At 63.0% G+C, this 13,202-nt stretch carries 13 protein-coding genes; 4 read left to right on the forward strand and 9 right to left on the reverse strand.

What is annotated here, in order from left to right:
* Positions 1-3: 3 nt before the first annotated feature.
* From lptA to F8A10_RS09915, 4 genes are read right to left on the reverse strand one after another with little or no spacing between them, the layout of a single operon-like run.
* Positions 4-489: a lipopolysaccharide transport periplasmic protein LptA gene (lptA, locus tag F8A10_RS09900; protein ID WP_152367212.1), complete on the reverse strand. Its 486-nt coding sequence runs from the start codon at positions 487-489 to the stop codon at positions 4-6.
* Positions 490-541: 52 nt separating this feature from the next.
* Entirely contained in the window at positions 542-1,123 is a 582-nt protein-coding gene (locus F8A10_RS09905; protein ID WP_227493377.1) for a hypothetical protein, read from the reverse strand.
* Complete coding sequence (locus F8A10_RS09910) at positions 1,124-2,071, reverse strand: KpsF/GutQ family sugar-phosphate isomerase (RefSeq protein WP_010393501.1); 948 nt, start codon at positions 2,069-2,071, stop codon at positions 1,124-1,126. It abuts the gene before it with no gap.
* A 10-nt stretch (positions 2,072-2,081) separates the two neighbouring features.
* A complete protein-coding gene (locus F8A10_RS09915; RefSeq protein ID WP_152367213.1) occupies positions 2,082-2,696 on the reverse strand; it encodes a ribonuclease D in 615 nt (204 codons plus the stop codon).
* A gap of 248 nt (positions 2,697-2,944) precedes the next feature.
* Between F8A10_RS09915 and F8A10_RS09920 the strand changes: the two genes are divergently transcribed.
* The 3 genes from F8A10_RS09920 to F8A10_RS09930 all read left to right on the forward strand — a co-directional run bounded on the left by F8A10_RS09920 (position 2,945) and on the right by F8A10_RS09930 (position 7,097).
* Positions 2,945-4,960 (forward strand): TonB-dependent receptor domain-containing protein, encoded by a 2,016-nt coding sequence (locus F8A10_RS09920; protein WP_152367214.1) that lies wholly within the window; start codon positions 2,945-2,947, stop codon positions 4,958-4,960.
* 144 nt (positions 4,961-5,104) lie between these two features.
* A complete protein-coding gene (locus F8A10_RS09925; RefSeq protein WP_010393487.1) occupies positions 5,105-5,362 on the forward strand; it encodes a helix-turn-helix domain-containing protein in 258 nt (85 codons plus the stop codon).
* Between the two features lie 67 nt (positions 5,363-5,429).
* The gene (locus F8A10_RS09930) at positions 5,430-7,097 is read left to right on the forward strand and encodes a SulP family inorganic anion transporter (protein WP_085501796.1); all 1,668 of its coding nucleotides are present in this window, start codon (positions 5,430-5,432) and stop codon (positions 7,095-7,097) included.
* Positions 7,098-7,205: 108 nt separating this feature from the next.
* Here the strand turns inward: F8A10_RS09930 and purU are convergent, their stop codons facing one another.
* The 3 genes from purU to F8A10_RS09945 all read right to left on the reverse strand — a co-directional run bounded on the left by purU (position 7,206) and on the right by F8A10_RS09945 (position 10,486).
* Positions 7,206-8,090, reverse strand: coding sequence for a formyltetrahydrofolate deformylase (gene purU, locus F8A10_RS09935; RefSeq protein WP_010393484.1), 885 nt, complete (start codon positions 8,088-8,090; stop codon positions 7,206-7,208).
* Between the two features lie 94 nt (positions 8,091-8,184).
* Positions 8,185-9,075, reverse strand: coding sequence for a bifunctional methylenetetrahydrofolate dehydrogenase/methenyltetrahydrofolate cyclohydrolase FolD (gene folD / locus F8A10_RS09940; protein ID WP_152367215.1), 891 nt, complete (start codon positions 9,073-9,075; stop codon positions 8,185-8,187).
* Positions 9,076-9,352: 277 nt separating this feature from the next.
* On the reverse strand, positions 9,353-10,486 hold the full coding sequence (locus F8A10_RS09945; RefSeq protein ID WP_152367216.1) for an iron-containing alcohol dehydrogenase: 1,134 nt from the start codon (positions 10,484-10,486) through the stop codon (positions 9,353-9,355).
* A 256-nt stretch (positions 10,487-10,742) separates the two neighbouring features.
* Between F8A10_RS09945 and F8A10_RS09950 the strand changes: the two genes are divergently transcribed.
* On the forward strand, positions 10,743-11,516 hold the full coding sequence (locus tag F8A10_RS09950) for a DeoR/GlpR family DNA-binding transcription regulator (RefSeq protein ID WP_010393477.1): 774 nt from the start codon (positions 10,743-10,745) through the stop codon (positions 11,514-11,516).
* A 4-nt stretch (positions 11,517-11,520) separates the two neighbouring features.
* On the opposite strand, the gene kynU is transcribed toward F8A10_RS09950, so the two are convergent.
* The gene (kynU, locus tag F8A10_RS09955) at positions 11,521-12,765 is read right to left on the reverse strand and encodes a kynureninase (protein ID WP_152367217.1); all 1,245 of its coding nucleotides are present in this window, start codon (positions 12,763-12,765) and stop codon (positions 11,521-11,523) included.
* A 16-nt stretch (positions 12,766-12,781) separates the two neighbouring features.
* A complete protein-coding gene (locus F8A10_RS09960; protein ID WP_152367218.1) occupies positions 12,782-13,111 on the reverse strand; it encodes a LacI family DNA-binding transcriptional regulator in 330 nt (109 codons plus the stop codon).
* Positions 13,112-13,202 lie beyond the last annotated feature (91 nt).

Below are 13,202 nucleotides of genomic sequence, written 5' to 3' on the forward strand. Positions count from 1 at the left end.
GCGTCAATTCTCCGGCTGCAATACGCTGCGGACCCGGCCCGAAGCATTGGCCGTGCCGCTTTCCAGATTTACCATGACCCGCTCACCGGCCAGCACATTGCTGCCCTGGGTCAGCAGCACGTCGCCAGTCAGTACGACGGTGCCGCTTTCGACATTGTAGTCAGCGGCGCGGGCCTCGGCCGCGTCCTGTCCGCTGACCAGGGTGACGTTCCCTTCTGCATGCAGGGCGCTGATGCGGCGCTGGTCTCCCTGGGCATAAGTCACGGTCACGCTGTCGGCTGACAGCCGCATCGCGCCCTGCCCGATCAGCACATGACCCGAAAATGTGGCCTTCCCGGTCTTTTGATCGACGCTCAGCGAATCAGCAGTAACTTCGACCGGCGCCTTGATGTCCTGCGCCCTGCCGAACCCTGTAGTCTGCGCCTGCACCGATCCTGCTGCCAGCACAAGCGACAGGATCACGGGCAAAAGCGGTCCGGGCCGGATCATCGGATTTCCTTTCTGGCGCCTGTGACAGCCCCTCTGTGGCGGCGGCACCGGGTCATGGCCGGTATATCAAGCGGACTCCGCCGCTTAAATCAAGCACATGATCGCCGCTGCCCCGTCCTGAAGGGCGCAATTCCATCTGCCCGGCCGTCAGTTCGCCGAAGGGGGCAAGGACATTCACCTCGCGGTCCGAGACGACCGTGCCTGCGATGGTCGAGGCCAGGAACTGGGGCGCGGTCACCACCCAGCCATCGGCTGTGGTCATACGCACGCCATCGCCCAGCAGGACCTGTTCGCCCTCGAGCGCGGCCGAGCCGGCGCTGACATCCGCCGCCCTGCCATCACGGGCGCGCAAGGTCATGTGCACCGTCTGCGCCTGTCCCTCGCCCTGCCCGCCATCGGGCCGCGCCTCGGCGGCCGTGATACTGAGCTGCGCCCCGTCATCCGTCACCCCGGCATAGGTCGGGCTGGTCACTGCCTGACGTTCGGCCAGCTCGCGCGGGTCGACATCGGCGTAGGGGATGCTCGCATCGGGGTCGGGGTTGCGGCCCAGCAGAAACAGCACCGATAAAAGCGCCAGCGCCGACAGCGGCAACAGCACCCTCAACCATGCGACGATGCAGGACCGGGTGCTCACCTACAAAAACCCCGTGCGCAGAAAATCATGGATATGGATCAATCCGGCGGGCGCACCGTCGGGCGTCACCACGAACAGGCAGGTGATGCGGCGGGACTGCATTTCGGCCAGCGCGGATTCGGCCAGCGCCTCGGGGGCAATGGTGCGCGGATTGCGGGTCATTACCTCGGCCGCAGTATGATCCAGCAGGCCCTGCATATGCCGCCGCAGGTCGCCGTCGGTGATGATACCGGTCAGGCGGCCCAGTTCGTCGGTCACGCCAGTCACGCCAAAGCTTTTCTGGCTGATGGTCAGCAGCGCATCAGCCATAGGCGCGCCTTCGGAAACCAGCGGCATGTCCTTGTGCATCAGATCGGCGACGCGCGACAGTTTCGCCCCCAGCTTGCCGCCAGGATGGAAGGTGCGAAAATGCTCGGGTGTGAACTTGCGATGTTCCATCAGCGCCACGGCCAGCGCATCCCCCAGCGCCATGGTCATGGTGGTCGAGGTGGTGGGCACGATGCCGGTGCCGCAGGCCTCGGGTGCCGCAGGCAGCACCAGCGCGACATCAGCCTGACGCAGCAGGGTCGATTGCGGCCGGCTGGCAACGCCGATCAGCGGGATCTGAAAGCGCCGGGTATGGGCGATCAGGTCCGCAAGCTCGGGCGTCTCACCCGAGTTTGACAAGACCAGCGCCACATCCGCCTCGGTCACCATGCCCAGATCGCCGTGGCTTGCCTCGGCAGGGTGGACGAATTGCGCCGGAGTACCGGTCGAAGCCAGCGTCGCCGCGATCTTGCGCCCGACATGGCCGGATTTGCCCATGCCCGAAACCACCACCCGGCCACGGGCAGCCAGAATGGCCTCGACCGCGCGGTCGAAACTGTCGCCAAGACCTTCGGCCAGCAGCGCCAGCCCCTCGGCCTCGGTTCGGATCACCCGGTGGGCGGTGTCAAGATATGCGCTCATGGCCGGCTATCTAGTGATGAAAGATGTCGTTTTCATCCCCCCAGCCCAACAGATCCATATGGGCCCGGACAGGAAGGAAATCAAAACAGGATTGCGCAAGCTCCAGCCGACCTTCGCGGGCCAGCCGCTTTTCCAGCTCGGTTTTCAGCGCATGCAGGTACAGAACGTCCGATGCAGCATATTCCAGCTGCGCCTCGGACAGATCGGACGCGCCCCAGTCGCTGGTCTGCTGCTGCTTCGAGATATCGACCCCGACCAGTTCCGAAAGCAGATATTTCAGTCCGTGACGGTCGGTATAGGTGCGCACCAGTTTCGAGGCGATCTTGGTGCACCAGACCGGCTTGGTCACCACGCCAAAGGTGTTTTCCAGCGCAGCGATGTCGAACCGGCCAAAGTGGAACAGCTTTACCACATCGGGATTGGCCAGCATCCGCACGAGGTTCGGTGCCTCACGCTGGTCTTTGGTGATCTGGACCAGATGCGCATTTCCATCGCCCGAGGACAGCTGGACAAGGCACAGCCGGTCACGGCGCGGGTCAAGACCCATCGTCTCGGTGTCGATGGCGACGACCGGGCCAAGATCCAGATCGTCGGGCAGGTCATTGCGATGAAGGGTAATGGTCATGTCGAGCTTCTCGGGCTGCGGGTTTGAGTTGCTGTAACCCCTTTGCCCCCGTTAGCGCCAGCCCCGGTGTCCGCAAGCAAGGCCGCCAGATACCCCGCCGCGGCGGCCCGTCGCCGATAGTGGCGCAGATGTGCAACAATCCATACCAAAACAGTAAAATTTTTGCACGTATTCCTGAGTAAAATACTTGAATCTGGTTCCGCGCCTCTATAAGCCGCGCGAGAACCTGTCAAAACAAGGCTTTGACCATGAAATTGCGCCGCATCATCCCGCTGGCGGGGGTGTCCTCGCTTGCCCTGGCCTCTGCGCTTTACGCGCAGGACAACCAAAATCCGCAAACCGATACCGTCGTGCTTAGCCCGATCACGCTGGTCGCAGATGGTCAGGAAAACGTTGAGGCAACCGGTGGTGTGGTCGTCTCGTCCGAAGACATCGAGGCAATGCAGCCGGCCGATGTGTCCGAGCTTTTTGCCCGCGATTCCGCGGTCACCGTCTCGGGCGGCGCGGGCCCGTCAAAACGGATTCACGTCTTTGGCCTCGAACAGTCGAACCTCGCCGTTACCGTGGACGGCGTGCCGCAAGGGCCGACGAGCTGGCATCATACCGGCTCGAACGTGGTTGACCCGGCCTTCCTGAAATCGGTCGAGGTCGAGGCTGGCGCGGCTGCCGCAGACGCAGGCTTTGGCGCGGCGGCCGGTGCGGTGCGCTATGAAACCGTCGGCGCCAGGGACCTGCTGACCGATGGCAAGACCCAGGGCGGCCGCGTCGGCCTGTCCTATGGCTCGAACGGTCGGGGGCTTTCGGCTTCGCTGGCAGGCTATGGCATCTATGGTGGCTTTGACTGGTTCGCGATGGTTCATGGCACCAACGGCAAGGACTACGAAAACGGCGACGGCTATGAAATCGTCGGAACCGAACCGGGCGTCACCGGCGCGCTTGTCAAACTGGGCTATGAGGCCGAAGGGCACCGCCTTGAGGTGACCGTCGATCACACCGAGGACGACGCCGACCGCACCATCAAGATGAACATGGACCTGAACGCGGACAAGCTGGTCTATCCGCTCAAGGTCACCCGCGACTCGTTCAGCCTGAAATACAGCTCGACTGCGCCGACCGATCTCTGGGATCCAGAGGCGATGATCTATGTCACCCGCAACAAGTATGACCGGCCGAACTATGTGCCGGACGGCGTGAACGGCGACATGCAGCTGGAAAACAGCACCATCGGCGGCGTAATCAAGAACACCTTCACCGTGGGCCCGGGCAACGTCACCTCGGGTATCGACTGGGCCTATAACGACTATGATGTCGATAACTACGGCGACACGAACCGCCGTTACTGGACCATGGAAACGATGCAGGTCGGTGCCTTTGTGCAGGGCCGGTTCGAATTCGACAACGGCATCGACCTGTCCACGGGCCTGCGGCTGGATCACCATCGCTTCACCGACTGGAACGGTAAACGCTACAGCGACACCGGCGCCAGCGTGAACGGCACCGTGTCCTACGAATTCGCCGAAGGCTACGAAGTCTTTGCCGGCGCCTCGCACACCTGGCTGGGCTATCGGTTCGGCGAATACGCGCTGCTGCACGCGCGGACCGCGGATCTTTATACCGCCGATAACTTTGAACCCTCGACAGCGCGCAACGTCAAGGTCGGTCTTAACGCCAACCAGGGGAACTGGACCGGTAACCTGACCTTCTTTGACACCCGCCTGAAAAAGATGGGCGAGTTCATCTTTGAAGAAGAGCCCTACTATCTTGGCAATGTGGATGAATACCGCAGCAAGGGCTTTACCCTGCAAGGCACCTACAGCTGGGGATCGGGCCGTGTGGGCGGCAGCTTTACCAAGGCCGATGTGTCGCAGGGCGGTATCGACGCACTGCCCGCAGGCGGAGCCGCCGTACCGGTCGGCAAGGTCGCAACGCTGTTCGTCGACCAGGAGATCGCGCAATACAATCTCAAGGTCGGTGGCTCTGTGGAATGGGCTGACAAGCTCAAGGGCGACTATGTCAACGGCGAGGGTGGCTTCTACGATCAAAGCTCCTACACTGTCGTCAACCTTTACGGTGAATGGCGGCCCGAGAGCTATGAAAATGTCGTGCTGCGCCTTGGCATCGACAACGTCTTTGACCGGACCTACTACGAACGCTCCAGCTACGGCGAACGCGACGTTGTCCGCGGTGGTACGCTGGCGCGTGATATTGATCCGCTCTACGCCCCCGGCCGTACGGTCACACTGGGCCTGAAGATGGATTTCTGATCCATCCGCCAGACGGAACGGACAGACGGAACGGAAAGGCCCCTTTCACAGGGGCCTTTTTCATAGCTGAGCCGCCAGTATTGATATTTGAAATATCAATTGTCTTATGCTACATATGCATAATCAAGGATTGGAAATCAGCTGATGATAACCTCGGCCCAGATGCGTGCAGCACGTGCCCTGCTTGGCATAGACCAAAAGCGGCTGGCCGAACTTTCGGGCCTGTCGGTCCCCACCATCCAGCGCATGGAGGCCAGCGATGGCAATGTGCGCGGCGTGGTTGAAAGCCTGACCCGCGTGGTCGAGGCGCTGGAGACCGCCGGGATCGAACTGATCGGCGAGGGCGCGGCAAGCGCCTCGGGCGGGCGTGGCGTGCGGCTGAAATCCGGTCCGCAGACGTAATCGCGACGGAGACCGCCGGCAAACGCCGACGACCCCGCCGCCTTTTTTCATGAAGGTGCGGCTCCAAATGAACCAGAAGGTCAACGCAGCGCCGGGATTCGCGCAGCTGTTTACCCCGAAATTGATCACCGTTCTGCGCGAAGGCTATGGCGCGGCCCAGCTGCGCGCCGATGCTGTGGCCGGACTGACTGTCGCCATCGTGGCCCTGCCCCTGTCGATGGCGATCGCCATTGCCTCGGGCGGAACTCCGGCACAGGGGCTTTATACTGCCATCGTCGGCGGCTTTCTGGTGTCGTTGCTCGGCGGCTCACGCTATCAGGTCGGCGGGCCTGCGGGGGCTTTTATCGTGCTGATCGCCGGGATCGCCGCGCAACACGGTATGTCGGGGCTGATCCTTGCCACCTTCATGTCGGGAATGATGCTGCTTGCCATCGGGCTGCTGCGCCTTGGCACCTTCATCAAGTTCATCCCTTTCCCGGTGACGGTCGGCTTTACCGCCGGTATTGCCGTGATCATCTTTACCAGCCAGTTGAAAGAGATCTTTGGCCTGGCGCTTGAGAATGAACCCGGCGCGTTGATCGAAAAGATCCCTGCTCTCTGGCAAGTCCGGGACACTGTGACACCCGCAGCAATGGGGGTGGCGCTTGGCACCATCGCAGTTATCGTCGGGCTGAAACGCCTGCGTCCGCACTGGCCCGGCATGCTGATCGCCGTAGCATTGGCGGCGATTTTCATCGCCGTCACTGGCGCGAATGTCGCGACCATCGGCAGCCAGTTCGGAGGCATCCCCTCGACCCTGCCGGCTCCGGCCCTGCCCGAATTTTCGCCAGACAAGGTAAAGGCGCTGTTGCCCGGTGCCATGTCACTGACGCTGCTCGGGGCCATCGAATCGCTGCTCTCGGCAGTGGTGGCAGATGGAATGACCGGCCGTCGGCATCGCTCTAACTGCGAGCTTGTCGCGCAAGGCGTCGCGAATATGGGCTCTGCGCTATTCGGCGGCATCTGCGTGACTGGCACCATCGCCCGTACCGCGACCAACGTGCGCTCGGGCGCGCACGGGCCTGTCGCGGGGATGCTGCATTCGGTGTTCCTCTTGGGCTTCATGCTGGTCGCAGCGCCGCTTGCCTCTTACATCCCGCTGGCAGCTCTGGCCGGAGTGCTGGCGGTCGTAGCCTGGAACATGATCGAGAAACCCGCCATCGCCATCCTTCTGCGCTCGGGCTGGGGCGAAACAGCGGTGCTGGCAGTCACCTTCCTGTTGACGATCTTCCGCGACCTGACCGAGGCCATCGTGGTCGGTCTGGCATTGGGTTCGGTGCTGTTCATCCAGCGGATGAGCCAGGCCGTCGGGGTCGAGGCGCTGGTCGGGGCAGATCTTGCTGACAGCGATCAGCCGCGCGCAGATCAGCCGCAGGTGCGCGATGTGATGGTCTATCGCATCTCGGGAGCACTGTTCTTTGGTGCCACAGCCTCGATCGGATCGGTTCTGGACCGCATTCAGGATGGGTTGCAGGTACTGGTGGTGGATTTCAGCGCCGTACCCTTTCTCGATTCGACCGGCGCGAATATGATCGAAGGCTTGGCACATAAGGCGCAACGGCGTGGCATCGACCTGTGGCTGACAGGGGCGAGCCGAGACATTCGCCGCGTTCTGCTGCGGCATGGTCTGCGTCGCCCGCTCGCCCATTATGCCCCGTCCGTCGAAGAAGCGCTGCGGCGGCATAACCGCCCCTGACACGCCGCATCGGCTTCTCGTCTTGAAGTTCTTGCCTCCGGCGGGGATATTTTTCCACGGAAGATGACAGGTGTGAAAAGGGCGGCTCGATGGCCGCCCTTTGCTGTTTCAGCCCATGCGCTCAGACGCAAAGCTGCCGGGCGAGGCTGGGAAGACCACCGTCTTGTTACCGTTCAGGAACACGCGGCGGTGGATATGGGCATGGATGGCGCGGGCGAGAACCTGGCTTTCCACGTCACGGCCAAGACTCACATAATCCTCGGGGCTTTGGGCATGGGTGACACGGATGATATCCTGCTCAATGATCGGCCCCTCATCAAGGTCGGCAGTGACATAGTGGCTGGTGGCGCCGATCAGCTTCACGCCGCGTTCAAAGGCCTGCTTGTAGGGATTCGCACCCTTGAAGCTGGGCAGGAACGAGTGATGGATGTTGATGATCCGCCCCGACATCTTGCGGCACAGCTCATCCGAGAGCACCTGCATATAGCGCGCCAGCACCACCAGCTCGGCCCCGGATTCCTCAACCACCTGCACCAGATGCGCCTCGGCCTGGGGTTTGTTCTCTTTGGTCACCTTAATGTAGTGGAAAGGTATGTCGTGGTTCACCACTACCTTTTGATAGTCCATGTGGTTCGAGATTACCGCCACGATATCAATCGGCAACGCCCCGATCCGCCAACGGTAAAGCAGATCGTTAAGACAATGGCCAAAGCGGCTGACCATAATCACGACCTTCATCTTATCGGCTTCGTCATGGATCGCGTAATCCATCGAGAAGGGCTTTGCCGGCTCTGTCAGACCCGCACGCAGCTCCTCCACCCCGACGCCCTGTTCCGAAACAAAGCTCACCCGCATGAAGAACTTGCCGGTCTGCGGATCGTCGAACTGGCTTGAATCGGTGATGTTGCAACCATTCTCGGCCAGAAAGCCGGCCACGGTGGCAACGATGCCGCGCGTCGAGGGGCAAGCGACGGTCAGGACATATTTCTTCATCTGGCTCTCCACTAAAGGGCGCAAGGCCCCTGATTTCTTTTGTGTGCAAATATCCCGGGGGTCCGGGGGCAGCGCCCCCGGCCGGGCAGCGCGCTCAGGCGGTAAGCTCCTCCGGCTCAGGCAGGCCGTGCACCCGGCAGCAGGCTGTCAGCGTATTCGCCAAAAGACAGGCGATGGTCATCGGCCCAACCCCACCCGGCACCGGAGTAATAGCCCCCGCTACCTGTACGGCACTGTCAAAGTCGACATCGCCAACCAGCCGCGCCCGGCCATCCTCTTCGATCCGGTTGATGCCGACATCGATCACCGTGGCACCAGGCTTGATCCAATCGCCGTGGATCATGCGCGGCCGGCCCACCGCCGCGACCAGAATATCGGCCGAGCGGCACAGCTCTTCGATATCCTTTGTGCGGCTATGGGCGACGGTCACGGTGCAGCTTGCATTCAACAGCAACTGCGCCATCGGCTTGCCGACGATGTTCGAGCGCCCGACCACCACAGCATTCAGCCCCGTCAGATCGCCGTGCAGATCTCGCAAGAGCATCAGACAGCCCAGAGGGGTGCAAGGCACCATCGCCTTTTGCCCGGTGCCAAGCAGGCCGACATTGATGACATGGAACCCGTCCACGTCCTTCTTGGGGTCGATGGCGTTGATCACTGCCGCGGCGTCCATATGGTCGGGCAGCGGCAACTGCACCAGGATGCCGTGAACGTTCGGATCGGCGTTCAGCCTGTCGATCAGTGCCAGCAACTCATCCTGCAGCGTCTCGACCGGCAGCTTGTGTTCATAGCTGACCATTCCGGCCTCGCGGGTCTGGATGCCCTTGTTGCGGACATAGACCTGGCTGGCCGGGTCTTCGCCCACCAGAACTACCGCCAAGCCCGGCGTAATCCCGTGCCGGGACTTAAGACTTGCCACAGCCTCTGCCACACGGCCGCGAACCCCGGCCGCAAACCCCTTGCCGTCGATGATCCTTGCCCCCATCGGCCTAACCTCCTTCGCATTCCGCACCCGTGTCGCGGGCGGCAATAGCCGACCGCCCCCGCTCGCGGATAGCGCAGGCGCCGGCATGTGCAAACCCGCCCCATGGCGGACCTGACCGTCCCGGTTCGCCTCTATCCCCGTTGACGCCTTTTTCCAACTGGCCGTCGCAAAGGTCAGACCCTATTGCGACAGGACAGTGTCGTTTTGCGACTTGGGTCAAAACAGGCTACGTCAGCCGAGCAGATGATTTGCGACAAGCCTTCGACGCATCCGGCGGTCAGCTCGCCTCGCGCAGCACATCGCAAAGCTGCGGAACCGTCGGGGCAAAGGGATTGCCCTTCATCGAAGAACTGGAAAGCGACGCTTCGGCCACCACCTGATGCCGCGCCGGGTCAAGACCTTGCGCGATCAGCCCAGGCAACCCGGCACCGCGCGCCCAGGCAGTCAGCGCTTGCGGAGCCTCGGCGGTGGTGCAGTCCAGCACCCCGGCTATCTCGCAACAGACCTCTCGGATACGGGCGGAATCAGGGGAATGGGTGCGATTCAGGGCCAGCACAGGGCCAAGCAACGCCCCACAGATCGCGCCATGCGCGGCGGGCGTCACGCCCCCGATCACCCCTGCAAGGCCGTGCACCGCGCCCAGCCCTCCGTTGGCCAGCGCCATGCCCCCACACAGACTGACCCAGGCCATGGTGTCACGGGCGGCGCTGTCCTCGGCCTCTGTCAACCGTTTCAGCGCCTGCAGGCCGGGGCGGATGACCGGCCGCACCAAAGCGTCGGTAAACGGCGTCGCCTTGCACGAGATCCACGGTTCGATCACCTGCGCCAATGCATCAAGCCCCGAAGCCAGCGTCACCGCGCGCGGGCAATGATCGGTCAGCGCCGGATCGACGATGGCCAGCCGGGGCAGCATACGCTCGTCCCGGATCGAAACCTTGCGGCCATGATCGGGCAGGCCGATCACGGCATTGCGGGTCGCCTCGGCCCCGGTCCCGGCTGTGGTCGGCAAGGCGATATAGGGCAAGGGCGGCGCGGCCAGCGGCAGGCCACGGCCCACCACCTCAAGATGATCCATGACCCCGCCCGGAGCAGGGATCAGCCCCGCCAGCGCCTTGCCCAGATCCAGCGCCGCGCCTCCGCCCAGTGCCGCAACCCAGTCAGCGCCAAACTCTTTGGCCTGGCCAAGTGCCTGTTCCAGCATCGGCAAGCTTGGCTCAGACCCGCAGGCCAGAGCCATGACCTCAGCCCCCTGACTGTGCAGGGCGTCAAGCAGCCATGCCGCGCGGGCCGGGTTCGCACCATGTACAAGCACACCGCGCGGACCGTATGTGCGGATCAGGGGCGCAGCCTGTTCCGCCTCGCCCCGACCAAAGATCACACGCCCCGGCAGGACAAAGGAAAACCCGTTCATGCCGCCCCCGCGCATTTCGGGCAGAGTGGCACGCGCAATGCGCTGGTCAATCGAAACGTGTGGGACATGGCGGCCTGCTGTTTTCAAGGTCGGGCGCAGGCTGCACCGCAGGCCCCGGACGGTCAAGAAGCTTTCGTTTCAGGCCAAAGCAGCAGCAATGCGAACATCAGCGCCGGCTCTTTCCCTATGCAAGGAACACTTGCGCACCCTTCCGGATCGCTTACATTGACCACGGTTCAGCCGATGGAGAGCGCCCTTGGCCCTCAGCATTCGCCAAAGTGAGATCCTTGAGCTTGCCCGCGCCGAAGGCCGGGTTCTGGTCGAGGATCTGGCACAACGTTTCGACGTCACCTTACAGACGATCCGCCGTGATCTGGGCGAAATGGCGGGAGCAGGCTTGCTGGACCGCGTGCATGGCGGGGCGGTGCCGCGCGCCGGGGCCGTCAATCTGGGCTATGAGGCGCGGCGGCGTATGAATGCCGAGGCCAAGACCGCCATCGGCAAGGCTTGCGCAGCGGCAATCCCCGACAATTGCAGCCTGATCCTGAACCTTGGCACCACGACCGAGGCGGTGGCCCGCGCGCTGATCCATCATTCGAATATCACCGTTGTCACCAACAACATGAATGTCGCCAATATCCTGCTGGCCAATCCGGGCTGCGAAATCATGGTGGCGGGTGGCGCGTTGCGGCGCTCGGACGGTGGGCTGGTCGGAGAACTGACCACCCAGTTCTTTGAACAATTCAAGGTCGATTACGCAGTCATCGGCACCTCGGCGCTGGATCATGACGGCGATCTGCTGGATTTCGATCTGGCCGAGGTGCGGGTCAGCCGCGCCATCCTGCGCCAGTCGCGTCAGGCCTTTCTGGTCACCGACCATTCCAAGCTTGGCCGCCCCGCACCCGCCCGCATTGCCAGCCTGTCCGAACTGGATGCGGTCTTTATCGACCAGCCATTACCCGAGGACCTGACGCGACGCTGCGCAGAATGGGGGACCAAGGTCCGGGTCTGTCCCCCGTCGGACGAATAACTCCTCAGGTCACGGCCGCCTTTACGGCAAAGCGCGGATCGCGCCAGCTTTCGCTGCGCAAGATATCCTCCAGCACATCGACCGCACGCAGCACATCAGCATAGCGCAGGTAAAGCGGCGCAAAGCCAAAGCGAAGGGTCGAGGGTGCGCGGAAATCGCCGATTACACCGCGCGCGATCAGTGCCTGCATCACCGGCCAGGCGTGATCGTGATGCAATGCAACCTGACTGCCGCGCCGGGCGCCCTCGCGCGGGGTCTCAAGCGTCAGTCCCAGCCCGGCGCATCGCCCTTCGACCAGCCGGATAAAAAGATCGGTCAGGGCAATGCTCTTGGCGCGAAGCTGGTGCAGGTCCACCCCCTCCCAGATCTGCAACGCGCCCTTTAGCGCCCGCATCGACAGGATGGGCTGGGTGCCGCATTGGAAACGGCGGATGCCGGTATCACCCTCATACCCCGTCTCAAAGGCAAAAGGCCGGGCGTGTCCCCACCAACCACTGAGGGGTTGCGACACCTGCCCCTGATGCCGCTGTGCGACATAGATAAAGGCGGGCGAGCCCGGCCCACCGTTGAGGTATTTATAGGTGCAGCCCACGGCGAAATCCGCACCCGCCGCATCCAGCCCGACCGGCAGCGCACCGGCAGAATGGCACAGGTCCCAGACAGCGACGGCGCCCGCCGCATGGATGCGCGCCGTCAGCGCCGCCATGTCGCGCAACGCTCCGGTGCGATAGTCCACATGATTGACAAGCACCGCGGCGACATCGCCATCAAGCATCTCCTCGATCGTCGCGCCATCCACGCCCTCAAGCCGCAGCCGCGCCCCGGGCAGGGTCGAAACAACCCCCTCAGCGATGTACAGATCGGTCGGGAAGCTGCTGCTTTCCGCAATGATTGCCTTGCGCCCCGGGCGCAATCTCATGGCGGCATGCAGCGCCTTATAGACGTTGATCGAGGTGGTATCGGCCACCACCACCTGTCCCGCAGCCGCGCCGATCAGCCCGCCAATACGATCACCCAGTTCGACGGGCAGGTCGAACCAACCGGCGCTGTTCCAGCTGCGGATCAGCTGTCCCGCCCATTCGTCACGGGCAGCGCGCATCAGTTCATCCTGAGCGGCACGGGTCGGGACACCCAAAGAGTTGCCGTCCAGATAGACCTCGTCCGGGGATAAAAGGAAGGCATCGCGCAGATGGCCCAGCGGGTCCTGGGCATCCATGGTCTCGATTGCGGCACGGTCGGGAAAGGTCATGTCGGTCCTCGTCAGGTCACTCCGGCGCAGGGCCGGTCGAATTACGGATGATCAGTTCATGCGGGCCGACGCGCTGCAATTCCTTAAGCGGCCGCCCCTCCAGCAGACCGGCAAGGCAATCTGCCGGCAGCTCCCGGCTGTCACGCCGCGGTGCCTTGGTAACGCTACCCGAGCGGCCCGTCACCAGCTTGCGCGCCGAGATACTCGCCTGATAATTCAGCGAACACGCTGCGGCCTTGACCCGTTTGCGCGTCATCTCGCTGACATCGGAATGATCGTTCAATGCCCGGCTGGCCTGTGTGATCGACAGGCCCACCGCACGCGCGACATCCTTCAGCGTGGCCAATGTCACAGCTCCTTCGGAAATGCTCTGGGCCGCCGCATACTCCCCCTTCTGGATTTCTGGAACATCCCTTGCAGCTGGTCCATAGCCGCCC

Origin of the sequence: Paracoccus kondratievae (assembly GCF_009301415.1) — a bacterium.
GTDB lineage: Bacteria > Pseudomonadota > Alphaproteobacteria > Rhodobacterales > Rhodobacteraceae > Paracoccus > Paracoccus kondratievae.